Annotated in this window: 26 protein-coding genes; 6 read left to right on the top strand and 20 right to left on the bottom strand. The window is 41.8% G+C overall.

Features of this window, described 5'->3' with window-relative positions; genetic code table 11:
- Positions 1-75 precede the first annotated feature (75 nt).
- From RJD38_RS18960 to RJD38_RS18915, 10 genes are all read right to left on the bottom strand, one after another.
- Positions 76-801, bottom strand: coding sequence for a winged helix-turn-helix domain-containing protein (locus RJD38_RS18960; protein ID WP_065546175.1), 726 nt, complete (start codon positions 799-801; stop codon positions 76-78).
- 146 nt (positions 802-947) lie between these two features.
- Entirely contained in the window at positions 948-1,280 is a 333-nt protein-coding gene (locus RJD38_RS18955; protein ID WP_065546807.1) for a hypothetical protein, read from the bottom strand.
- Positions 1,281-1,425: 145 nt separating this feature from the next.
- Positions 1,426-1,923, bottom strand: coding sequence for an AAA family ATPase (locus RJD38_RS18950; RefSeq protein ID WP_065546174.1), 498 nt, complete (start codon positions 1,921-1,923; stop codon positions 1,426-1,428).
- 724 nt (positions 1,924-2,647) lie between these two features.
- Positions 2,648-2,959 carry a hypothetical protein gene (locus tag RJD38_RS18945; RefSeq protein WP_156785358.1) on the bottom strand — a complete coding sequence of 104 codons (312 nt, stop codon included), beginning with the start codon at positions 2,957-2,959 and terminating at the stop codon, positions 2,648-2,650.
- 156 nt (positions 2,960-3,115) lie between these two features.
- Entirely contained in the window at positions 3,116-3,457 is a 342-nt protein-coding gene (locus RJD38_RS18940; protein WP_065546172.1) for a hypothetical protein, read from the bottom strand.
- Positions 3,458-3,609: 152 nt separating this feature from the next.
- Positions 3,610-4,023, bottom strand: a complete 414-nt coding sequence (locus tag RJD38_RS18935; protein ID WP_065546171.1) for a hypothetical protein — start codon at positions 4,021-4,023, stop codon at positions 3,610-3,612.
- A 178-nt stretch (positions 4,024-4,201) separates the two neighbouring features.
- Positions 4,202-4,747, bottom strand: a complete 546-nt coding sequence (locus RJD38_RS18930) for a hypothetical protein (RefSeq protein ID WP_065546170.1) — start codon at positions 4,745-4,747, stop codon at positions 4,202-4,204.
- 162 nt (positions 4,748-4,909) lie between these two features.
- Positions 4,910-5,362 (bottom strand): hypothetical protein, encoded by a 453-nt coding sequence (locus RJD38_RS18925; protein WP_065546169.1) that lies wholly within the window; start codon positions 5,360-5,362, stop codon positions 4,910-4,912.
- A gap of 177 nt (positions 5,363-5,539) precedes the next feature.
- Positions 5,540-6,025, bottom strand: a complete 486-nt coding sequence (locus RJD38_RS18920; RefSeq protein ID WP_197497806.1) for a GNAT family N-acetyltransferase — start codon at positions 6,023-6,025, stop codon at positions 5,540-5,542.
- Positions 6,026-7,245: 1,220 nt separating this feature from the next.
- Positions 7,246-7,548, bottom strand: coding sequence for a DUF6506 family protein (locus RJD38_RS18915; RefSeq protein ID WP_065546167.1), 303 nt, complete (start codon positions 7,546-7,548; stop codon positions 7,246-7,248).
- A gap of 254 nt (positions 7,549-7,802) precedes the next feature.
- Here RJD38_RS18915 and RJD38_RS18910 point away from each other — a divergent pair, with 254 nt between their 5' ends.
- Positions 7,803-8,771, top strand: a complete 969-nt coding sequence (locus tag RJD38_RS18910; protein ID WP_083163595.1) for an IS30 family transposase — start codon at positions 7,803-7,805, stop codon at positions 8,769-8,771.
- A 34-nt stretch (positions 8,772-8,805) separates the two neighbouring features.
- Here the strand turns inward: RJD38_RS18910 and RJD38_RS18905 are convergent, their stop codons facing one another.
- A complete protein-coding gene (locus RJD38_RS18905; protein ID WP_065546166.1) occupies positions 8,806-9,495 on the bottom strand; it encodes a S1 family peptidase in 690 nt (229 codons plus the stop codon).
- A 154-nt stretch (positions 9,496-9,649) separates the two neighbouring features.
- Between RJD38_RS18905 and RJD38_RS18900 the strand changes: the two genes are divergently transcribed.
- A complete protein-coding gene (locus RJD38_RS18900) occupies positions 9,650-10,597 on the top strand; it encodes an IS30 family transposase (RefSeq protein WP_014386666.1) in 948 nt (315 codons plus the stop codon).
- A 333-nt stretch (positions 10,598-10,930) separates the two neighbouring features.
- Here RJD38_RS18900 and RJD38_RS18895 read toward each other — a convergent pair whose 3' ends face one another.
- From RJD38_RS18895 to RJD38_RS18885, 3 genes are all read right to left on the bottom strand, one after another.
- Positions 10,931-11,503: a hypothetical protein gene (locus RJD38_RS18895; protein ID WP_065546165.1), complete on the bottom strand. Its 573-nt coding sequence runs from the start codon at positions 11,501-11,503 to the stop codon at positions 10,931-10,933.
- A 765-nt stretch (positions 11,504-12,268) separates the two neighbouring features.
- Positions 12,269-12,952 carry a hypothetical protein gene (locus tag RJD38_RS18890; RefSeq protein WP_065546806.1) on the bottom strand — a complete coding sequence of 228 codons (684 nt, stop codon included), beginning with the start codon at positions 12,950-12,952 and terminating at the stop codon, positions 12,269-12,271.
- A gap of 146 nt (positions 12,953-13,098) precedes the next feature.
- On the bottom strand, positions 13,099-13,557 hold the full coding sequence (locus RJD38_RS18885) for a hypothetical protein (RefSeq protein ID WP_065546164.1): 459 nt from the start codon (positions 13,555-13,557) through the stop codon (positions 13,099-13,101).
- A gap of 1,659 nt (positions 13,558-15,216) precedes the next feature.
- Here RJD38_RS18885 and RJD38_RS18880 point away from each other — a divergent pair.
- The gene (locus tag RJD38_RS18880; RefSeq protein ID WP_032073033.1) at positions 15,217-16,425 is read left to right on the top strand and encodes an IS4 family transposase; all 1,209 of its coding nucleotides are present in this window, start codon (positions 15,217-15,219) and stop codon (positions 16,423-16,425) included.
- Here RJD38_RS18880 and RJD38_RS18875 read toward each other — a convergent pair.
- Positions 16,394-16,723 (bottom strand): hypothetical protein, encoded by a 330-nt coding sequence (locus RJD38_RS18875; RefSeq protein ID WP_367971464.1) that lies wholly within the window; start codon positions 16,721-16,723, stop codon positions 16,394-16,396. The two genes, RJD38_RS18880 and RJD38_RS18875, sit on opposite strands and share 32 nt — an antisense overlap.
- Before the next feature lie 824 nt (positions 16,724-17,547).
- On the opposite strand from RJD38_RS18875, the gene RJD38_RS18870 reads away from it, so the two are divergent.
- Together RJD38_RS18870 and RJD38_RS18865 are read left to right on the top strand one after the other, a co-directional pair.
- Complete coding sequence (locus tag RJD38_RS18870) at positions 17,548-17,790, top strand: type II toxin-antitoxin system Phd/YefM family antitoxin (protein WP_045101727.1); 243 nt, start codon at positions 17,548-17,550, stop codon at positions 17,788-17,790.
- A 7-nt stretch (positions 17,791-17,797) separates the two neighbouring features.
- Positions 17,798-18,097 (top strand): type II toxin-antitoxin system RelE/ParE family toxin, encoded by a 300-nt coding sequence (locus tag RJD38_RS18865; RefSeq protein WP_065546161.1) that lies wholly within the window; start codon positions 17,798-17,800, stop codon positions 18,095-18,097.
- Between the two features lie 174 nt (positions 18,098-18,271).
- Here RJD38_RS18865 and RJD38_RS18860 read toward each other — a convergent pair whose 3' ends face one another.
- Entirely contained in the window at positions 18,272-19,186 is a 915-nt protein-coding gene (locus RJD38_RS18860; protein ID WP_065546160.1) for an alpha/beta hydrolase, read from the bottom strand.
- 893 nt (positions 19,187-20,079) lie between these two features.
- Between RJD38_RS18860 and RJD38_RS18855 the strand changes: the two genes are divergently transcribed.
- On the top strand, positions 20,080-21,048 hold the full coding sequence (locus RJD38_RS18855; protein WP_083163595.1) for an IS30 family transposase: 969 nt from the start codon (positions 20,080-20,082) through the stop codon (positions 21,046-21,048).
- A gap of 25 nt (positions 21,049-21,073) precedes the next feature.
- Here RJD38_RS18855 and RJD38_RS18850 read toward each other — a convergent pair whose 3' ends face one another.
- From RJD38_RS18850 to RJD38_RS18835, 4 genes are all read right to left on the bottom strand, one after another.
- Positions 21,074-21,343, bottom strand: coding sequence for an HNH endonuclease (locus tag RJD38_RS18850; protein WP_367971463.1), 270 nt, complete (start codon positions 21,341-21,343; stop codon positions 21,074-21,076).
- A gap of 98 nt (positions 21,344-21,441) precedes the next feature.
- A complete protein-coding gene (locus RJD38_RS18845) occupies positions 21,442-22,650 on the bottom strand; it encodes an IS4 family transposase (RefSeq protein WP_032073033.1) in 1,209 nt (402 codons plus the stop codon).
- A 59-nt stretch (positions 22,651-22,709) separates the two neighbouring features.
- On the bottom strand, positions 22,710-22,949 hold the full coding sequence (locus RJD38_RS18840) for a hypothetical protein (protein WP_367971462.1): 240 nt from the start codon (positions 22,947-22,949) through the stop codon (positions 22,710-22,712).
- A complete protein-coding gene (locus RJD38_RS18835) occupies positions 22,946-24,154 on the bottom strand; it encodes an IS4 family transposase (protein WP_032073033.1) in 1,209 nt (402 codons plus the stop codon). Before RJD38_RS18835 ends, RJD38_RS18840 begins: the two co-directional genes overlap by 4 nt.
- Positions 24,155-24,422: the final 268 nt, after the last annotated feature.

The following is a 24,422-nucleotide window of genomic DNA, read 5'->3' as shown; positions in this document are numbered from 1 at the left end:
CCAGACCACCGTAAACACAAAACCAACGATGAAATGAAAAATGCCAAGCGTTGGGAATCTGTCTTAAACGCTTTGTTATACCATTTGATACACGATCAACTCTTTGATTCCATTGATTTCTATAATCCTCTCATCACGTTCTAATTCACCTATTACAACATCTGCATAATGGAGCATTCGGTGATGATTAGCACATAGTATTACAACATTTTCCTCATGCTGCCCACCGCCTTCCGACAATGGTTTTAGATGATGGGCTTCCGAATAATGCTCTCCGTTGCTTTTTGCAAATGAAAACTGACAAGACTCAATTTGACACTTGTTTTGGTATTTAGCTTTTAGCTTCTTGACGATACCTTGATAGCGTTTTATCTGCTTGCGCTTAACTTCAACAGTTTCATTTTCCAAACCTAGATCTGAGATTAACTCAAGCGAGTTGACGCTGTTTAAATCGATTTCATCACCAAACACTGAGGCACGATCAATACGGCTAAGGTTTTCACTAGACTTTGCAATCGAGAGTAAACTGTCTAAGTACTGCCTTCCATTCGGTGTAAGCACCCAAAGCCTAGTTGACTCACTGGATAAGTATCCTTCTTGAACTAGGTGTTGTCGCACGAATGCAAATTCATTACGCCATCGCAATTCATTTCGACTTGAAAGTGTTTCCAAATCAGAATCGATATAATTGAGCCACGAGTTTTCATCAATACAGTCTAAGACTTCCTTTTTGGTCGCAGAACCACTTAGAAGCCTCAATGCATACAAAATCAGAAAACGACTTTGTTCTTCTCTTTTCATCTAATACCCAATTTTCCAAAAATGGTATAACGCCGCGTTAAGTGGCGAGCAACGCCAACCACCTTACCTAAACCATTGTGACATAAACACTTAAACTGAAGAAAGCCGAAAACGCCATGCGTTGGGAGTCCGTCTTAAACGCTTTGTTATGTGTGTTTTTCTTGCAGTGCCTCGAAAGCTAACTCTTCAAACTCGCCTGTTAACTCAGTGCCTAATTCATCTTGTAATTTGTAGCAAATCTGATGCTTACCGATAGCTGCACTACCCTCTAAACCAAGTAGAATTGTATACAGAGCATCCGTCAAAGACTCATCCACAACGCCTTTTATTACATCTAACTGCTTCGCATCGATACCAGCGTTTTCTAACGTATTTAGGCGAGATATTTCTGAATCCTTCGAAAAATAGCCTTCAACTAGCTGACGTTTGAGCTCAGAGAACTCATTTACAAATTCCTCAGAAGATATTGAGATTTTCACTTTTGTTACCATTCCTTCAAAACACATAACGCCGCGTTAAGTGGCGAGCAACGCCAACCACCCTACCTAAACCATTGCGACATAAACACTTAACCTGAAGAAAGCCGAAAGCGCCAAGCGTTGGGAGTCCGTCTTAAACGCTTTGTTATGCGTATTCTCCCACACGTACCAGACTGAGATTTTCACTCGCTGCTGGAGCTTCAAAATACTGGGTCACATGATGAAATACAGACTCTGTATCAAACATAGCTCTTTCTGGTTGTTCAACTCGGCGTTTAGCAATTTGGGATAAACATTGCTCGTCTGTTAAGTCTAAATACAACAGCTCATGCTCACTATCTACTTCGACGCACAATGATACAAACCAAACTCTTTGCCTTACAGTATTAGCTGGAAAGTCCATGACAACGTTAACCCCAACATTCAGCAAGTTTTGAACATGGCTTTTAACGAAAGGCTTAATTAAGTTTGAGTACTTGATGTAGTCGTCAAACGTTTGAATTTGAGAAGGATAATGAGCTGACAACCAATCGTCTTCTGAAATTAAGACTGCATTGTTTTCAGCAGCTACAACCTTAGATTTGGTCGATTGTCCTGCTCCCATCTTGCCACAAAAGAAGTACAGCTTTCCCTGATCTTCCATGTTTCCTCCATTTACGCATAACGCCGCATTAAGTGGTGAACAACGCGACCACCCAACCTTAAACCTTGCCACATTTAGCACTAAAGCCGACCTAGACTGAAACCGCCAAGCGTTGAGAATCCGTCTTAAATGCTTTGTTATGTTTTAGCACAATTCGTTGATTTACTTGGCAAAGAACTGGGATGCTCACCTAGATTTCTGAACCAAGTCACAAGCTCGAACTCACTTGACCGGCAGATGCGCCAAAGCCAAAAAACGAGTAAGTCCACTTCCCTGCGAATGAGGCAACTCGATCAAGCCTCAACAAGCGCCCTTTCTTAGCAACAACAGCGCAGAACAATGGCAATTTGCCGACTCAACTGCCAAGGTTATTGGCTGATTGAGAAATACGCCCGAAGCGACTTTGAGCCAGAGAAACAAGAAGACCAAACCACCCGAAAACTCGAATGAAGCAACCCGCGAACCTTGGCATGTTTTGCGGGCTGAGAGATTTAAGAACTGGGCGACTATGGTAATTTGCTGAGTGTACTCCCAACGAATGGCTATAGGGGCAATGAACGATTCAAAGGCACTTAAGCCATTGAAATTACATTAAAACATAACGCCGCATTAAGTGGTGAACAACGCGACCACCCAACCTTAAACCTTGCCACATTTAGCACTGAAGCTGACCTAGCCTGAAATCGCCAAGCGTTGAGAATCCGTCTTAAATGCTTTGTTAAATTTAAATAAGCTCAAATACTGTTGCACCCAAACCAACCAAAAAGGCAGCCCAAGCTATCATAAAGACATTTTTATCAGTAATAATTTTAAACTTTGGTTTTTTATTTTCTGCTATATCAATCAATCCCATAACACTTAACATCGAAAATAATATTGCGCAAAGAAAACCACCAATTGGTAGATAGAAACTAGAAGCCTGATGAGAGTTAACAAACAGCGTAGATGCAGTAGTAAGCAAAAAACCGATAGCCCCAGTACTCAAAGTAATCATTAACTTTGATAACTCCAACATTAAAGTATTTCTGTGTTCCATAATGCTCCTTGAATTTAACGCCGCGTTAAGTGGCGAGCAACGCTAACCACTATACTTAACCCTTTGTGACATAAACACTTAAACTAAATTGACCCGAAAACGCCTTGCGTTGGGAGTCCGTCTTAAACGCTTTGTTATATGCTCAGTTCTGCATACTTAGTCTTGAAATAAATCAAGTTCTCGATTGATGTAGTCCATTATTCGATCGTACTCCATTTCATCTACTTTTCCGGCTATGACATAACAAAGTAGATAAGATGACACAAAGTGAAACCGATATTGCAGCTTAGATTTGATATCGAAAGACCAATCAATTTTAACTTGCTCTTCAATTTCTTCGTTCATAGACTCAAATAGCGCATCATTGTTCATATTGTTGCGCTTCGAGTAGAAAATAGTCGCGAGTTTATACATATTTTCTTTTGGGATATCGCCACTAGCAATAGCTTGTAGCGCCTCAAGTAACGCCTTATTGACTTCGATTAACCATTTTTCCATCAAAACTGCCCCTTGTATTACACTATTGGCATATAACGCCGCATTAAGTGGTGAGCAGCGCTAACCACCCGACCTAAACCATTGTGACATAGACACTTAAACCGAAGTAAGACGAAAACACCAAGCGTTGGGAATCCGTCTTAAATGCTTTGTTAAACGTTTTTTTCAGCAATCACAATTAAGCTATCGGTATACGAATATCCGTAACCATAACCGAAGCTAGCACCGCCTGAAACCGCTTCTGTATTGCCCATAATACGAGCTGAACTTGAAATACCTTGAGCTTGGTACTTAAAATCATAGGCTCCCGACATAACCGGGGTAACAGATTGAACTTTATAACCTTCACGATTTAGCGAATTAATAACTTGCTCTAGATCTGTAGCTAATCGATCTGTATCAATTTCACAATCAGACCATCCTGTTTGCTTCCATTGTTTTTCTTTCCGAGTAACTTCTTTCTGCCCACCAAATAAGCCAGTCTTAGTTTCCCCTGTTGGAATTTTAACAGTGACTTCTTTACCTAGCGCAACAAAATAACTTTTTACTAAAACAACCTTATTCAATTTAAGTACTCCTTTACGTTTTAAGGATCTGTGAATCGAGAAACGTTTAACGCCGCGTTAAGTGGTGAGCAACGCCAACCACCCTTCCTAAACCATTGTGACATAATCACTTAAGCTGAAGAAAGCCGAAAACGCCATGCGTTGGGAATCCGTCTTGAACGCTTTGTTATGTGCGCGGCTACATAGTTACATGATGTACAATTAGAGTTCGTCCATCCATGCGCAATTTTGGAGAAATTTGATACCTGCCTTTAATTTCAAAATTATAATCCCAGCGCCCAACTTTCTCATTATACGACTTAATATCTACAGTCCCTGTAGGTAAACGCTCAACGACATTCTTCTTGACCAATTGAATACAGAACCCTTCACTTGCCTCTCCAGCTTCAACTATACGCTCAACTTTCGCAATATCAGCAAGCATGTCCATTCGGTCTTCTTTACTTGCCCCCTTAAAATACTTCAACTCAATAACGATCACTTTTGAGTCTAAAGCTATTTGTAAATCAACGCGGCTTTTACGGTTTTCCGTATTGCTGCCACGCATATGGTATGACTGGTAATCGCTTGTTAAAGTATGCTCAAAACGAACAACAGCCTCCGGAATAGCTTTATACAACTCACCAAAGAGAACGGATTGAAAATCAACTTCTCTTTCAATAGGGTAATTATCCTCAATTCGCTCCATAGAGCGTTCTAAGGCTTCCAATACTAATGTTTTCATAATGTTCCTTATCCTGAAAACTTATTATCAATTAACAGCACATAACGCCGCATTAAGGTGTGAGCAACGCTACCACGAAACCTTACCATACCACCGTAAACACAAAACCCAACGATTAGCACTGAAAATGCCAAGCGTTGGGAATCACTCTTAAATGCTTTGTTAGCTATTTAATCGTTCACGAAAGGCTGCTTCGCAATCTTGTAGGTCAGAAATAATGCGATTTAATTTACTAGAGACTTGAGAGCGGTCTCCCACTAGAAGAGTACTCTCTTTTAAATAGTCGACATGTTTTTTTATAGCAACGGTATAAAAGAACCTCTTCTGTGCGACAGCTTGAACATCAAACCGATATCCACTTTCTTCTTTAAACAGGTATCCAGCTGTGACAGCAGAAGAAACAAACCTATGAACAAAGTTTTCCGCTGGAGATTTACGCCCAGAAGTGATTTTAGATGTATATTTTTTACTGTTACTTTGGAACTGTTTTTCCAAGAAAGGTCCGCACGCATCATAAAGTTCAGACGGTGAAAACACATTACTTCCAAAATTAGCCATTGCTTCCAAGATAAACTCATCATAATGATTATCTATATTTATCAACTCTTTCTTCATTCGCCCTCCAGCACTGTTCATAAACACAGTACAGAAGGAGCACTCTAAAGTAAATAGCTAACGCCGCGTTAAGTGGTGAGCAACGCAGACCACTGCACTTAAAGTATTGTGCCGTAAACACTTAACCTGAAGCAAACCAAAAATGCCGAGCGTTGGGAATCCGTCTTAAACGCTTTGTTAGCCGTACATTGCCCAACGAAAATACGGACGCTGATTATCCATACGCTCGACTTCTGCACCTAACTTTTTGTAAAACTCGTGTGCTCTGGTGTTATAAGGGCTAGCAGTCCATGAAATGTGAGAAGTTAACGACTCTTCAGCAACCATTTTCAAAGCATGCATAAGTTCAGCACCGTACCCCTTTGAGCGATTCTTACCAACAACTAGAAGGTCATCAAGCCAAATAGACGGCTCACCACGAAAGGAGGAATAACGATAATGAAATAAGGCGAACCCCTGAGCTTCGCCATCGACCTCCAATAACAAAGCGTGAGCAAACGGATAATCACCAAATAAGGTTCGTTCAATCTTCTGTTTAGTCGTAGAGATTTCGCCGTCGAACCCTTTCATACTTCGGTCAAACTCTGCTTTGTATCCAATAAGTTCTAACAACTTACCGGAGTCTTGCTTGATCGCTTTCCTTACGTTCACTTTGTTCTCCATAACTAAAATTTGTGCTTGTCGGCTAACGCCGCATTAAGTGGTGAACAACGCGACCACCCAACCTTAAACCTTGCCACATTTAAGCACTAAAGCCGACCTAAGCTGAAATTGCCAAGCGTTGAGAATCCGTCTTAAATGCTTTGTTATGTTTTAGCACAATTCCTTGATTTACTTGGCAAAGAACTGAGGTGCTGACCTGGTTTTCTGAACCAAGTCACAAGCTCGAACTCACTTGACCGTCAGATGCGCCAAATCCAAAACGAGTAAGCCCACTTCCCTGATAATGAGGCAACTCGACCAAGGCTCAACAAGCGCCCTTTCTTAGCAGAAGCAGCGCAGAACAATGGCGATTTGCCGAGGCAACTGCCAAGGTTATTGGCTGATTGGGAAATATGCCCAAAGCGACTTTGAGCCAGAGAAACAAGACGACAAAACCACCTGAAAACTTGAATGAAGCAACCCGCGAACCTTGGCATGTTTTACGGGTAAAGTGATTCAAGAATTGGGGCAGACAATCGTGATTTGCTGAGTCTACTCCCAGTAAAGGCTAGAGGGACAAAGAACGACGCAAAGGGATTTAAGCCATTGAAATTCCATTAAAACATAACGCCGCGTTAAGTGGTGAGCAACGCTACCACCCTACCTAAACCATTGTGACATAATCACTTAACTCAAAGTAAGCCGAAAATGCCAAGCGTTGGGAATCCGTCTTAAACGCTTTGTTATAACGACGCTTTCCTAATTGGTTGACATATAAATAACAAAAAACAACACGCAAACGTTAGTCCTGCTGCACTTAACTCGTTAAGTCCGCATTGATTGACTAAAAGGGAACTGACCGAAGCTGCAACAAAAAAGGTAGCATAATAATAGAACTTGAACAGTTTTAACTCTTGAGAACACTTTTTGCATTTTATTAATTTGCCAGGGATGAAGTTGAGCTTATCCCTCACAGTCAAGGACTCTGCGCAGTTTGGGCACTTGAACATATCCACTCCTAATTGGCATTGTACAAATAACAAACTAAAGGCAACGACTTTCCTATGCAAAACGGCAAGGATATCCTTCGAGGGAGTTCAAATGCTGCGTAGTTATAACGCCGCGTTAAGTGGTGAGCAACGCTACCACCCTACCTAAACCATTGTGATATAAACACTTAAACTGAAGGAAGCCGAAAACGCCATGCGTTGGGAATCCGTCTTAAACGCATTGTTAAGCATCTAACTTTCAGACAGGTGATGAGCCAATTTTTGATTTTCTTTATCGCTAAATGTTACGTAACCAATTGGTATATTTGTGTCTAATTGTTCAATGATATATTCGGCACTTTTTGAACCAAAACCACCACAAAGCTCGATGACCTGAACACCACGGTTTATCATTTCCTTAGCCACCAAAACAGCCTCATCATCACTACCAACTCCGACGATTTCTGTGAAAAACTCTTTTGTGTTCATACTGGATTTGTCATTGTGATAATCATAACTTTTATCCTTCACAAGGAAACCGTATTGCTGAATCATTACTCCTCCTGAGTATATTAACCCTTCTTTGATGCTTAACGCCGCATTAAGTGGTGAGCAACGCGGCCACCCGACCTAAACCATTGTGCCGTAAACACTAAAGCTGAATCAAACTGAAAATGCCAAGCGTTGGGAATCCGTCTTAAATGCTTTGTTAGGAGTCTTGGATTCAAGTACGAAGTGCGACACCACTGAACAATATAACAGTGAGATGCGATAATCATGAATTTGCTCCCGCCAAGAAGTGAAAAACCATGAGATATACGCACCTCACTGAGATAGAAAGGTATATGATTTCTGCTCTGAGAAAGCAAGGAATTAGTGTCGATAAAATCGCCACACAACTAGGTCGTCACAGATGTACTATTTATCGTGAATTCCAACGGAACTCGCGATACAACGCATACCGACCAAACCCGTCTTACCAACCTGCTCGCGCACAACAAAAAGCTCGAAGTAGACTTAGTCGTTCAAGGCGAAATAAGCGTTACTGTAAAACTGACTTTAGGTTGGCTGAAGCCTTATTGAAACTGGATTGGAGCCCAGATCAGATCGTTGGCTACTTAAGATTAAGAGGCTATCCAACAATGAGTCACGAACTCATTTATCAGTACGTCTGGAACGATAAAGCAGAAGGCGGAATGCTATGGAAACACCTGCGTCAATCGACTAAGAAAAGGCGTAAGCGCTACAACTCAAAAGACAGTCGAGGACGGCTTGCAAATAAACGTCATATCATCGAGAGATCGGTTGAGGCTGAGCTAAGAAAAGAACCTGGGCACTGGGAAATTGATACCGTTGTTGGGCGCGGAACTAAGCACTGTATTGTCACTTTGGTGGACAGAATGACAGGCTACACTTTTATTGGCCAATTAGACGACCGAACGACGGGATCACTTAATGTGAGAATGAGCAAAATCATGACCCGTTCCGATTTACCTTTTAAGACAATTACAGCTGATAACGGCACTGAATTTCACCAATACGCACAACTAGAAAGGTTTCATAACTGCTTGTTTTACTTTGCAAACCCATATCATTCATGGGAAAGAGGCACCAATGAAAATACCAATGGATTAATACGTCAGTATTTACCAAAACGAACTTCCATGTCACATGTAACACAGAAGCTCTGCAATGAAATTGCCCACAAATTAAATACGCGCCCACGCAAAAGACTTGGGTATAGAACTCCTACGGAGTATATTCATGCGCATCTATAGAATTTGTCGCACTTCAAACTTGATACTAAGACTCTTACCCTTTGAGATCCGATATGAATTGATTTATGTCGCTAATTGAATGTGCAAGACCAAGCTCTATAACTCGATAAATACTTTCCTTAAATGTATCTCCATTATCTTCAACATCCATAAATGAATGAACTTCAATAGAAGACTCATGATTGCTAAACATCATTCCCGCTAATTTTCCCGTTTCAGTGCTAACCAAAGGGCTTCCACTAAAACCTTTTAAAGACGGAAAAGATACTTCTGTAGTTGTTTTTGCTTCAGGGTGATCCGAGGTCTCGTGCTTTGACACAATGTAACCTTTAAGCATTCTTGCATTAACTCGTACGTCAGCACCAATTTTACCAATGTTGTTGAAGCCAAAAGCTCTTACATCATGACCCGGCAAACAATCTTCACCATCCATCGGAAAAATACGGTAATCTGGCTGCCCCATGAAAGCACCTAACGCAAAATCGTAGTCAGCATGCACTCTAATATTATAAATAGGTTCAATAACACCAGTATTTAAGCTTTTACCGACCAATACTTCACCCTCTTGAACCATTTGTACGATATGCCTACAGGTTGCAATTAGCCCCTCATTTCCTACGAAAAAAGCCACACCTGCATATCTATCGATCTGCAAATGAATATTTCCACCTTGAATCGTTTGTTTTGCTATAAGCAAGGGGATTTGATAATCACCGTAATTCATAATTACTCCTGAGTACTAACGCCGCATTAAGGTGTGAGCGACGCTTGGCCCCGATTTCAGATAATAAGTGCGACATTCATGGAAAGGTGTAGAAGAAGAAGCCAACTGCTGAAAGTGGTACGCTCTTCTCGCCAAAGAAACAAGCAGTACTACCATGAATTATCAGCAGTTGACCGAGGGCAGAAGATACCAGATTTCTGCTCTTTTGGAACGGGGAATTTCGGTTTCTGAAATAGCTAAAACCGTTCAGTGCCATCGCTCTACGGTATATCGGGAGCTTAAACGCGGCAGCAAAGGCAGTCATTATTGCCCAAGCGAAGCTCAGGTATTCTCAATCAAAAAACGCACATCAGCGCGGAAATACAGAATACCAAAGGAGCGTGTTGATTTTATCCGCCTCCTTTTAGAAGCAGATTGGAGTCCAGAGCAGATTTCCAGTGTATTAACTAGAGTCGGTGCCTCTGTCAGCCATGAGTGGATCTACCGATTTGTTGCGCAGGATAAACGCTTGGGAGGCAAGTTATATCGCCACTTGAGGCAAGGTCACAAGCGGTATCGTCGCGGTGGAAAAGAGAAAGCGCCAGCGATCAAGAATGCTGTTTCTATCGATGATAGGCCAAGCATCGTTGACAGTAAGGAGCGATTGGGTGATTGGGAAATCGACACCGTATTAGGCAAACATGGCACTGGTGCTATGGTGACAATTTTAGAGCGTAAAACACGATTTTACGTGGTCAAGAAAGTGCCATCGAAGTCAGCAGATGATGTCACCCAAGCCACCATAGAGCTACTCATGCCTTATAAGGAACATGTCCATACCATCACGGCAGATAACGGGAGAGAGTTTGCAGGCCACGAAACCATCGCAAAGGCGTTGGAGGCTGATGTGTACTTTGCTCATCCTTATAGCTCTTGGGAGCGTGGAGCCAATGAGAATGCTAACGGGCTTTTAAGGCAATATGTGAAGAAAGGAACCGACTTAACAACGGTAACAGACAGCGATATTGAATTCGCTGTATCACGGATAAATTATCGACCGAAAAAGTGTTTAGACTTCAAGCAACCAGCGATTGTCTTTAAAGAAATGACATTGGCTGCTTGATATTGGAGAGTGTCGCACTTCGCAGTTGAATTCGGGGCTATACTTGAGCGAAGCGAAAATGCCAAGCGTTGCGAATCACTCTTAAATGCTTTGTTATACCCGTTCTGACGTTTATCGGGCAATTATCAGGAAATAAATCAAAATCAAAACTACTAGATAAAGGTTTATGATCATCAGGTACACAAGCTTCTTGCTTTTTGTACTTTGATCTATGATTAATTTTCGCAGGCTATCAATGTCTCGCTCAATCCTGTCTAAGCGAGAATTGATAGATTCCCCTGTACTATTTGAATCACTTAAAGAAGAACTATTGTCCCTATTATTTTCAATCACCTAAGCCTCTCCGACTAAAGAATGAAGTTTACTGATAAGGATAGTACCACAACTAGACAATAGTGAACCTAGACTAACTAGCGCAAAAAAGATGCTATTGATAGCAATCTCTGGAGTTTCGCCAACCGTAACCATTTTAGGTGGAGGCAACACCGACAAAAAGCTTAACAGAGCCATTATATCTAATACTAACGCTCCTATAATGTAGGACTTCCAGTGACTTACCCGAGAGTCATACAAGTAACCAATTTCTATGGTTATCATAAGGACAAAAATCGTCACAGCCGCACCATATAGAAAGGCAGGTAGCACATTTAAGATAGTATTTTTTTCTGGTATCGTTATTGGGTTGAGGTGAAAGCTTGCACATAATGAACAAACTAAAGGCAGCCCAACTGTTACTAGCATAAAATTCCAACTAGTCCCAGATGGTAAACTGTCTATTTTTTCAGCTAATTCTTCGTTCTTTCTCAAATCTAAGTTGTGACTGATAACTTTATAGAGGTGAATTGCGTAAAAGATGGTTAATACTAGTGAGATAGTTGCATCAAACGTCAGCGAATATGAATCCAAGACTTATTCCAAACAAAATAACAAAAGGTGTAGGATTATACATTCCATATGCAGATTCATCCATAGGGTATAACGCCGCATTAAGTGGTGAACAACGCGACCACCTAAGCCTAAACCTTGCCACATTTAGCACTGAAGCTGACTAGGCTGAAATCGCCAAGCGTTGAGAATCCGTCTTAAATGCTTTGTTATGTTTTAGCACAATTCGTTGATTTACTTGGCAAAGAACTGGGATGCTAACTTAGATTTCTGAACCAAATCACAAGCTCGTACTCACTTGACCGACAGATGCGCCAAACCAAAAACGAGTAAGTCCACTTCCCTGATAATGAGGCAACTCGATCGAGCCTCAACAAGTGCCCTTTCTTAGCACAAGCAGCGCAGAACAATGGATATTTGCCGAGGCAACTGCCAAGGTTATTAGCTAATTGGGAAATACGCCCAAAGCGACTTTAAGCCAGAGACACAAGATGATCAAACCGCCCGAAAACTAGAATGAAGCAACCCGCGAACCTTGGCATGTTTTACGGGCTGAGTGGTTTAAGAACTGGGCGATAATAGTGATTTGCTGAGTCGACTCCCAACGAATAGCCAAAGGGAGAAAGAACGACTCAAAGGCATTTAAGCCATTGAAATTCCATTAAAACATAACGCCCAATTAAGGTGTGAAGCACGCTACCACAACACTCAAATTGGACGCCGTAATCACTAGACTAGACCCAAACCAAAAATGCCAAGCGTGCTGAATCACTCTTAAATTGTTTGTTAAGTTTTGTTTTCATCGTTCTCATTATTTTTGTTTTTGAGCCGCTTAAGCCTTACAACAGCCAACATACTCGCCATTGCAACTAATGTAGAGATTAAAACAGTCATAGTCGGAAGTAGTAGATCTAACGCCTCTTTAATAGGAGTTCGAACCGTGGCTTGGTCTAAAAAACGGTCAAAAGCAAATAGCATTGTTCCCATTGCTGCTGTTAAACCTAATACTGCACTCATTTGCTCTGTAAGTTTCTGCCTATACTCACTTTCAGCAACTTTGCGCTCGATGTTAGACTCCGCATTTCCACCAACCTCTCTCTCTTGAACAAAGTGTGACAAAGTCTCACAGTATGATTTTTTCGTTTCAGAAGAGATGAAACTAGAATCCATAATTTCTTTAATCAACTCTTCCGCAACTTGCTTAGGCTTATAAGCATCATCACGATTAACTCTGTATTTGCGGCTTGTCGAATTGATTAATGCCGTTAATACATGTTCATCTGGAATGTGACCTTCAGATATACCAGGGCGCAACGCATAAACGATTTCTCTATTTACTGACGATATTTTCTGTAGGTACTCTCTATTATCTTTTCTTGAGAATAGATAACGCGTTATCACTGTAACGATAAGACCACTTAGTACACCGCCACCAATACCCACAAACCAAGCATTATTAAAAATTTCCACATAAACTCCAAAAAACTTAACGCCGCGTTAAGTGGTGAGCAACGCCAACCACCCAGCCTAAACCATTGCGACATAAACACTTAACCCAAAGTAAGCCGAAAACGCCTTGCGTTGGGAATCCGTCTTGAACGCTTTGTTATAAGAATTTACAGATCACCCCCCATTAGTTTGACGGTTTCTTTAGCCAAATCATAAGGGGAACGCTCATCGTCATGGGTTGATAAAGAACCGAAAAACGACAAAGTCAGCATGTTAGAGACAATTTGCTTGTGCTTCTTTTTTGATGGAACAAGCCCAAATACAATCGCGATCCATAACGGAAAAATCGTCACATACTGTGCTTTCATATCAGCCATCAATTTTCGCACTTCATCTTGACCGTCAAAATAACGCTTACGATAATCTTCGCCATCATCAACCCTCACTTTTGCATTCAACATATTCGAATAAAAGCTTAATGACGATATGGATTTTGAGGTCAGTTGCCTATATTGATGACAAGGTTCAATAAACAACTTTTGTATCAATTGAGACATACTATGTATCAACAAACCACCAATTATAGTTGCTGCCGCTGTGTAAATGATTTTTTCAATTTCAGTCATAGTATCCAATTCTTATAACGCCACATTAAGTGGTGAACAACGCGACCACCCAAGCCTAAACCTTGCCACATATAGCACTGAAGCCGACCTAAACCGAAATTGCCAAGCGTTGAGAATCCGTCTTAAATGCTTTGTTATGTTTTAGCACAATTCATTGATTTACTTGGCAAAGAACTGAGATGCTGACCTAATTTTCTGAACCAAATCACAAGCTCGAACTCGCTTGAGCGGCAGATGCGCCAAACCAAAAACAAGTAAGCCCACTTCCCTGCTAATGAGGCAACTCGATCAAGCCTCAACAAGCGCCCTTTCTTAGCAACAACAGCGCAGAACAATGGTGATTTGCCGAGACAACTGCCAAGGTTATTAGCTGATTGGGAAATATGACCAAAGCGACTTTGAGCCAGAGAAATAAGACGATCAAACCACCCGAAAACTCTATTGAAGCAACCCGCGAACTTTGGCATGTTTTACGGGTGAAGTGATTCAAGAATTTGGGCAGACAATAGCGATTTTCTGAGTCTACTCCCAACGAATAGCCAAAGGGGAAAAGAACGACTCAAAGGCATTTAAGTCATTGAAATCACATTAAAACATAACGCCGCATTAAGTGGTGAACAACGCAACCACCCTGCCTTAAACCTTGCCACATTTAGCACCAAAGCCGACCCAGGCTGAAATTGCCAAGCGTTGAGAATCCGTCTTAAATGCTTTGTTATGTTTTAGCACAATTCGTTGATTTACTTGGCAAAGAACTGGGATGCAGACCTAGATTTCTGAACCAAGTCACAAGCTCTAACTCACTTGACCGCCAGATGCGCCAAACCAACAACGAGTGACTCCACTTCCCTGATAATAAGGCAACTCGATACACTTTCAACAAGTGCCCTTTCTTAGCAAAAGCAGCGCAGAACAATGCCGATTTGCCGAGACAACTGCCAAGGTTATTGGCTAATTGGAAAATATGCCCAAAGCAACTTTGAGCCAGAAAAACAACACGATCAAACCACCCGAAAACTAGAATGAAGCAATCCGCGAACCTTGGCATGTTTTACGGGTTAAGTGATTTATGAATGGAACGATAATAGTGATTTGCTGAGTCTACTCCCAACGAATAGCTAAAGGGGTAAAGAACGACTCAAAGGCATTTAAGCCATTGAAATTCCATTAAAACATAACGCCGCGTTAAGTGGTGAGCAACGCAGACCACCCAACCTAAACCATTGTGACATAAACACTTAACCCAAAGTAAACCAAAAATGCCAAGCGTTGGGAATCCGTCTTAAACGCTTTGTTAGCCATCATTTCGCTTGATCTTTGCAACACTGTCACGTGCATTCGTTAACGTTAATATTTCCAAAGAAAAAACCATGTTAAGGAGAAAGCGCCCTGACCTTAGGGTATTGTTTGTGTCCTCTTGAGATATGTTATGGTGCTTATTAGTGGCTTGAACAGCATCGATATATAAATTTCTAAGTTCAGGGTTATGTGTAAACACAGCTTCTAGCTGATCCCTAATCGGTCCATCATCGAGACTTAAGGGAGTTGAGCTCTGAGGAATCCCCTAATGATTTTGATAAAAATCATAAATTTAAGGTAGATGCACATCTTGTCATGTGATCAAATGGTTCTGAGAAAAATCAATAACCAGACAACAAGATGTGCGAACTCGATATTTTACACGACTCTCTTTACCAATTCTGCCCTGAATTGCACTTAAAACGACTCAACAGTTTAACGCTGGCTTGCCACGCATTACTTGAATGTAAAACGCTCACTCTTACCGAACTTGGTCGTAACCTGCCAACGAAAGCCAGAACAAAACATAACATCAAACGAATCGACAGATTGTTAGGTAATCGTCACTTGCACAAAGAGCGACTCGCTGTATACCGTTGGCATGCCAGCTTTATCTGTTCAGGTAATTCGATGCCCATTGTTCTTGTTGACTGGTCTGATATTCGTGAGCAAAAACGGCTTATGGTATTGCGGGCTTCGGTGGCACTACATGGTCGTTCTATTACTCTTTATGAGAAAGCCTTTCCGCTTTCAGAGCAATGTTCAAAGAAGGCTCATGACCAATTTCTAGCCGACCTTGCAAGCATTCTACCGAGTAACACTACACCGCTCATTGTCAGTGATGCTGGCTTTAAAGTGCCATGGTATAAATCCGTTGAAAAGCTAGGTTGGTACTGGTTAAGTCGAGTCAGAGGGAAAGTGCAATATGCAGATTTAGGTGCGGAAAACTGGCAACCTATCAGCAACTTACATAGCATATCCTCAAGTCGCTCAAAGACTTTAGGCTATAAGAGGTTGACTAAGAGCAACCCAATTTCATGTCAAATTGCACTGTATAAATCACGTCCTAAAGGCCGAAAAAATCAGCGTTCGACACGGACTAATTGTCATCATCCGTCACCTAAAATCTACTCCGCTTCGACAAAAGAACCATGGGTTTTAGCGACTAACTTGCCCGTTGAAATCCGAACACCAAAGCAACTTGTTAGGCTCTACTCGAAGCGTATGCAAATTGAAGAAACCTTCCGAGACTTGAAAAGCCCAGCCTACGGTTTAGGCCTCCGTCATAGCCGAACTAGCAGCTCAGAGCGCTTTGATATCATGCTGCTAATCGCCCTAATGCTTCAACTGACATTTTGGCTTGCTGGAGTTCATGGTCAGAAACAAGGTTGGGATAAGCACTTCCAAGCTAACACTGTCAAAAATCGAAATGTACTCTCAACAGTGCGCTTAGGGATGGAAGTTTTGCGGCATTCTGGCTACACAATAACGAGGGAAGACTTGCTCGCGGCTGCAACCCTGCTTGCTCAAAATCTATTCAAACATGGTTGTGCTTTGGGGAAATTATGAGGGGATCCCTCAGAGTTGAGCTATGAGCAAATACATTTCTCAGCTTTCGAAATGTATTGAACATTAACTGCTGTTTGCTCGTAATTAGTCCCAACCTATACGACATTTCTATTTTTGAAGAGAATGTTCCTAACGAACCATTATGCTCAAAAATAGGGTCTCTTTTCTTATCGCTATCAACTAGCTTTTCTTTTATTAGGTTTTCGAGTGCTACATCAATCATGGAAGCCGCAATAAGCACTGCACCACGATCGCTTTCACCTTTTAATATATCTACAACTTGACCATAATCTTTCATTAAAACTCCATAATTGACACACTGATGGCTAACGCCGCATTAAGTGGTGAACAACGCGACCACCCTGCCTTAAACCTTGCCACATTTAGCATTGAAGCCGACCTAGACTGAAACCGCCAAGCGTTGAGAATCCGTCTTAAATGCTTTGTTATGTTTTAGCACAATTCGTTGATTTACTTGGCAAAGAACTGAGATGCAGACTTAGATTTCTGAACCAAGTCACAAGCTAGAACCCACTTGACCGGCAGATGCTCCAAACCCAAAACGAGTAAGCCCACTTCCCTGATAATGAGGCAACTCGACCAAGGCTCAACAAGCGCCCTTTCTTAGCACAAGCAGCGCAAAACAATGGAGATTTGCCGAGGCAACTGCCAAGGTTATTGGCTGATTGGGAAATATGACCAAAGCGACTTTGAGCCAGAGAAACAAAACGACCAAACCACCCGAAAACTTAAATGAAGCAACCCGCGAACCTTGGCATGTTTTACGAGTTAAGTGATTTAAGAAAGGAACGATAATACTGATTTGCTGAGTCTACTCCCAACGAATGGTTAGAGGGACAAAGAACGACTCGAAGGCACTTAAGCCATTGAAATTCCATTAAAACATAACGCCGCGTTAAGTGGTGAGCAACGCTACCACCCTACCTAAACCATTGTGACATAATCACTTAACTCAAAGTAAGCCGAAAATGCCAAGCGTTGGGAATCCGTCTTAAACGCTTTGTTAGTTTACCTTTCACACAAATCGCACGATTTAATTGAATTGCACATTTAGAGCGATGCCCTATAATGATACTGTACTTGCAGACTTGGAGCTTAATCATGTACACATTAACAGCAAATGACGCTAAACGTAATTTCGGTGAACTGCTTCTAAACGCTCAACGCGAGCCAGTTAAAATTAGTAAAAACAACAAAGATGCCGTTGTTGTAATGTCGATTAGAGACTATGAAGAACTTGAAGCGATGAAAGCCGATTACATAAAACATTGCTTTGAGACTGCAAAAGCAGACTTAGCCCAAGGCAATGTCGTTGATGGTGAAAATTTCTTAAGCGCGTTGTAAGTAGAGTATGCACAAGAGCAAATATAAACTAAGTAAATTAGCACAGGCTCATTTACACAAAATCAAAAATTATACTGTTATAAACTTTTCCCAGATGCAGTGGAACTCATATAAAGACACTCTTCTTACTGGGTTTCAGATGCTTGCTGAAAACCCGGCAGTAGGTAGAAGCTGCAACGATATATATCAAAACGGTTTTTACTTCCCGATCGGTAAGCACACGGCTTACTTTACCAAAGAAGACGGCTTTATTTTGGTCGTTGCAGTTCTTGGACAATCGCAATTACCGCAAAACCATTTGCGATAATTACCACACCCTAGCATGTTCAGTTAGGGTGCTATTCTGATTGGTAAACTAACGCCGCGTTAAGTGGTGAGCAACGCTAACCACCCAACCTAAACCATTGTGACATAAACACTAAAACCAAAATAAGCCGAAAACGCCATGCGTTGGGAATCCGGCTTAAACGCTTTGTTATATCTAATTTTTTATTTGGTTTGAAATTGCAGCGATACAACGCTTTGCCGAATTACACACACCAGACAACTGAAAGAAACCATGAATTACACCCAAATAACGTTCACAGTAAGCGTCAACGCCTTGTGAAAGCATCAACTTGTATAAGTACTCACCCTCATCGCGTAGTGGGTCAAACTCTGCGGTAATAATAGTTGTGATAGGCAAACCGCTAAAGTCACTGTTTAAAAGGTTAAGCTCTGGTTCTGTAATGTCTTTAGAGCTACAGTTCGCGTATAACTCGAAGCCTGAAAGAAGCATATTTGCCGTTATAACATAGTCTGAACCATTTTCTCTGTAACTTTGCGAATTACCTGTTGGATCCAGCATTGGGTAAATAAGAATTTGCTGACGAGGCAACCACTGTTCTAGTTTTTTTAGCCTAAGCGTCGTCGCCAAAGCCAACTGCCCTCCAGCGCTATCACCAATAAAGACTAAATGCTCTGAATCACCACCATACTTATGCGCTTGCGCCTTAATGCCAAGTACAGCTTGGTAGACATCATCGTGTGCTGCTGGATAAGCATGTTCAGGCGCTAACCTGTATTGAATGCAAATAACTATCGAGTTGGATAGAAGAGCAATTTGTCTTAGCTGAGCATCATGTGTCTCAAAGCCACCACTGATGAAACAACCTCCATGAAAGTAGACCGTTATAGGTAAGTTCACTTCATCTGTAGGCTTGTAAATCTTAACCGGAATACTATTAATTACATCTAAGTATTCGCTTGCAATTTTAGGGCTATCACCAGCTAATATGGTACTACCGACATAGCCAGCCCGACGATCAGCGATTGTTTGTGCTGAAGGGCAAAGTTTGCCATTTGATTGAAATTCCTCGACTAGCTCTCTGATGCCAGCTTCTAGGTACTTGGTCATTTTATAACTCTATCACTAAAAAACCGGAGAATAATATACCAGCACCGAAGTATGTATATACATACAGTCAGGATGTGTGATGTAAATTAGATATAACGCCGCATTAAGTGGTGAACAACGCGACCACCCAACCCTAAACCTTGCCACATTCAGCACTAAAGCCGACCTAAACTGAAATTGCCAAGCGTTGAGAATCCGTCTTAAATGCTTTGTTATGTTTTAGCACAATTCGTTGATTTACTTGGCAAAGAGCTGAGATACAAACCTAGATTTCTGAACCAAATCACAATCTCGGGTTCACTTGACCGACAGATGCGCCAAACCAACAACGAGTAAGCCCACTTCCCTGATAATGAGACAACTCGATCAAGTCTCAACAAGCGCCCTTTCTTAGCAACAACAGCGCAAAACAATGGCGATTTGCCGAGGCAACTGCCAAGGTTATTGGCTGATTGGGAAATATGCCCAAAGCGACTTTGAGCCAGAGAAACCTGACTACCGAACCACCCGAAAACTCGAATGAAGCAACCCACTAACCTTGGCATGTTTTACGGGTGAAGTAATTCAAGAATTGGGGCAGACAATCGTGATTTGCTGAGTCTATTCCGAACAAGTAGCCAAAGGGGCAAAGAACGACTCAAAGGCATTTAAGCCATTGAAATTACATTAAAACATAACGCCCAATTAAGGGGTGAACAACGCTACCACCCGACCTAAAGCATTGTGCCATAAACACTAAATTTGAAGTAGAAGCAAAAATGCCAAGCGTTGTGAATCCCTCTTAAATTGCTTGTTATGTTCCTTGGATTCAAGTACGAAGTGCGACACCACTGAACAATATAACAGTGAGATGCGATAATCATGAATTTGCTCCCGCCAAGAAGTGAAAAACCATGAGATATACGCACCTCACTGAGATAGAAAGGTATATGATTTCTGCTCTGAGAAAGCAAGGAATTAGTGTCGATAAAATCGCCACACAACTAGGTCGTCACAGATGTACTATTTATCGTGAATTCCAACGGAACTCGCGATACAACGCATACCGACCAAACCCGTCTTACCAACCTGCTCGCGCACAACAAAAAGCTCGAAGTAGACTTAGTCGTTCAAGGCGAAATAAGCGTTACTGTAAAACTGACTTTAGGTTGGCTGAAGCCTTATTGAAACTGGATTGGAGCCCAGATCAGATCGTTGGCTACTTAAGATTAAGAGGCTATCCAACAATGAGTCACGAACTCATTTATCAGTACGTCTGGAACGATAAAGCAGAAGGCGGAATGCTATGGAAACACCTGCGTCAATCGACTAAGAAAAGGCGTAAGCGCTACAACTCAAAAGACAGTCGAGGACGGCTTGCAAATAAACGTCATATCATCGAGAGATCGGTTGAGGCTGAGCTAAGAAAAGAACCTGGGCACTGGGAAATTGATACCGTTGTTGGGCGCGGAACTAAGCACTGTATTGTCACTTTGGTGGACAGAATGACAGGCTACACTTTTATTGGCCAATTAGACGACCGAACGACGGGATCACTTAATGTGAGAATGAGCAAAATCATGACCCGTTCCGATTTACCTTTTAAGACAATTACAGCTGATAACGGCACTGAATTTCACCAATACGCACAACTAGAAAGGTTTCATAACTGCTTGTTTTACTTTGCAAACCCATATCATTCATGGGAAAGAGGCACCAATGAAAATACCAATGGATTAATACGTCAGTATTTACCAAAACGAACTTCCATGTCACATGTAACACAGAAGCTCTGCAATGAAATTGCCCACAAATTAAATACGCGCCCACGCAAAAGACTTGGGTATAGAACTCCTACGGAGTATATTCATGCGCATCTATAGAATTTGTCGCACTTCAAACTTGATACTAAGTTCGTCTAAACACGTTCTCACGATGATAAGAGAGATACTCTTTATTTTCTGAATGTAGGGAGACCTTTAACTCAGTATTGATGCCAAGTTTTTCAGGGTCACTTAAAGCATTGGAGATAAGAATTTTTCCTTTGTCATCGAAACTTATTAAGCCACTATCAAAAGCCTTGTCTAAGTTAGGTATCAATAACAATCCATTGTAAGGGTCTAGTCTCTCAAGATCTGTTGCCACACGCCACGGTTTAATGTGGGATGCTACAAGCATATTGCTTAAGCCATAATTACTAACACTACACGAGCCCCACAATGATATTAGCGCATCTCTAAATTTCCCCTGTCCAAGCCGAGCACTGAGGGATCCCCTCATAATTTCCCCAAAGCACAACCATGTTTGAATAGATTTTGAGCAAGCAGGGTTGCAGCCGCGAGCAAGTCTTCCCTCGTTATTGTGTAGCCAGAATGCCGCAAAACTTCCATCCCTAAGCGCACTGTTGAGAGTACATTTCGATTTTTGACAGTGTTAGCTTGGAAGTGCTTATCCCAACCTTGTTTCTGACCATGAACTCCAGCAAGCCAAAATGTCAGTTGAAGCATTAGGGCGATTAGCAGCATGATATCAAAGCGCTCTGAGCTGCTAGTTCGGCTATGACGGAGGCCTAAACCGTAGGCTGGGCTTTTCAAGTCTCGGAAGGTTTCTTCAATTTGCATACGCTTCGAGTAGAGCCTAACAAGTTGCTTTGGTGTTCGGATTTCAACGGGCAAGTTAGTCGCTAAAACCCATGGTTCTTTTGTCGAAGCGGAGTAGATTTTAGGTGACGGATGATGACAATTAGTCCGTGTCGAACGCTGATTTTTTCGGCCTTTAGGACGTGATTTATACAGTGCAATTTGACATGAAATTGGGTTGCTCTTAGTCAACCTCTTATAGCCTAAAGTCTTTGAGCGACTTGAGGATATGCTATGTAAGTTGCTGATAGGTTGCCAGTTTTCCGCACCTAAATCTGCATATTGCACTTTCCCTCTGACTCGACTTAACCAGTACCAACCTAGCTTTTCAACGGATTTATACCATGGCACTTTAAAGCCAGCATCACTGACAATGAGCGGTGTAGTGTTACTCGGTAGAATGCTTGCAAGGTCGGCTAGAAATTGGTCATGAGCCTTCTTTGAACATTGCTCTGAAAGCGGAAAGGCTTTCTCATAAAGAGTAATAGAACGACCATGTAGTGCCACCGAAGCCCGCAATACCATAAGCCGTTTTTGCTCACGAATATCAGACCAGTCAACAAGAACAATGGGCATCGAATTACCTGAACAGATAAAGCTGGCATGCCAACGGTATACAGCGAGTCGCTCTTTGTGCAAGTGACGATTACCTAACAATCTGTCGATTCGTTTGATGTTATGTTTTGTTCTGGCTTTCGTTGGCAGGTTACGACCAAGTTCGGTAAGAGTGAGCGTTTTACATTCAAGTAATGCGTGGCAAGCCAGCGTTAAACTGTTGAGTCGTTTTAAGTGCAATTCAGGGCAGAATTGGTAAAGAGAGTCGTGTAAAATATCGAGTTCGCACATCTTGTTGTCTGGTTATTGATTTTTCTCAGAACCATTTGATCACATGACAAGATGTGCATCTACCTTAAATTTATGATTTTTATCAAAATCATTAGGGGATTCCTCAGTACCATGTCCCCTTCGCGCAGTTTCGATTCATTTTTGCCAAGAGTGACTTCTAGTTGACCATTACCAAGGGACTTAACAGAATTAATCTGCTGAGTTTCACCTTTGTATAACTTTTCTTTGAGCGGTTTTTCCCAAATTTCTAAAAGCTTCTCCATACCCGCTCGATGCTCGGCACTGAGGGATCCCCTCATAATTTCCCCAAAGCACAACCATGTTTGAATAGATTTTGAGCAAGCAGGGTTGCAGCCGCGAGCAAGTCTTCCCTCGTTATTGTGTAGCCAGAATGCCGCAAAACTTCCATCCCTAAGCGCACTGTTGAGAGTACATTTCGATTTTTGACAGTGTTAGCTTGGAAGTGCTTATCCCAACCTTGTTTCTGACCATGAACTCCAGCAAGCCAAAATGTCAGTTGAAGCATTAGGGCGATTAGCAGCATGATATCAAAGCGCTCTGAGCTGCTAGTTCGGCTATGACGGAGGCCTAAACCGTAGGCTGGGCTTTTCAAGTCTCGGAAGGTTTCTTCAATTTGCATACGCTTCGAGTAGAGCCTAACAAGTTGCTTTGGTGTTCGGATTTCAACGGGCAAGTTAGTCGCTAAAACCCATGGTTCTTTTGTCGAAGCGGAGTAGATTTTAGGTGACGGATGATGACAATTAGTCCGTGTCGAACGCTGATTTTTTCGGCCTTTAGGACGTGATTTATACAGTGCAATTTGACATGAAATTGGGTTGCTCTTAGTCAACCTCTTATAGCCTAAAGTCTTTGAGCGACTTGAGGATATGCTATGTAAGTTGCTGATAGGTTGCCAGTTTTCCGCACCTAAATCTGCATATTGCACTTTCCCTCTGACTCGACTTAACCAGTACCAACCTAGCTTTTCAACGGATTTATACCATGGCACTTTAAAGCCAGCATCACTGACAATGAGCGGTGTAGTGTTACTCGGTAGAATGCTTGCAAGGTCGGCTAGAAATTGGTCATGAGCCTTCTTTGAACATTGCTCTGAAAGCGGAAAGGCTTTCTCATAAAGAGTAATAGAACGACCATGTAGTGCCACCGAAGCCCGCAATACCATAAGCCGTTTTTGCTCACGAATATCAGACCAGTCAACAAGAACAATGGGCATCGAATTACCTGAACAGATAAAGCTGGCATGCCAACGGTATACAGCGAGTCGCTCTTTGTGCAAGTGACGATTACCTAACAATCTGTCGATTCGTTTGATGTTATGTTTTGTTCTGGCTTTCGTTGGCAGGTTACGACCAAGTTCGGTAAGAGTGAGCGTTTTACATTCAAGTAATGCGTGGCAAGCCAGCGTTAAACTGTTGAGTCGTTTTAAGTGCAATTCAGGGCAGAATTGGTAAAGAGAGTCGTGTAAAATATCGAGTTCGCACATCTTGTTGTCTGGTTATTGATTTTTCTCAGAACCATTTGATCACATGACAAGATGTGCATCTACCTTAAATTTATGATTTTTATCAAAATCATTAGGGGATTCCTCAGTGCTCGGCATATACAAAGGCTTCTAGCTTTTTCAACACTGGAGAGAGTTCCATCAAGATCATCCTAAAAACATGCTAAGTGTATAATACTCATCAACATGAATAAGAGAACAACAATGACCCAACAGGGATCACATTATATAGAACTGGATGAACATACTA

The organism is Vibrio scophthalmi (genome assembly GCF_040869025.1).
In the GTDB taxonomy this organism is placed as follows: Bacteria; Pseudomonadota; Gammaproteobacteria; order Enterobacterales; family Vibrionaceae; genus Vibrio; species Vibrio scophthalmi.
The sequence above is the reverse complement of the archived record's forward strand: the minus strand, read 5'-3'. Positions and strand labels throughout refer to the sequence as shown.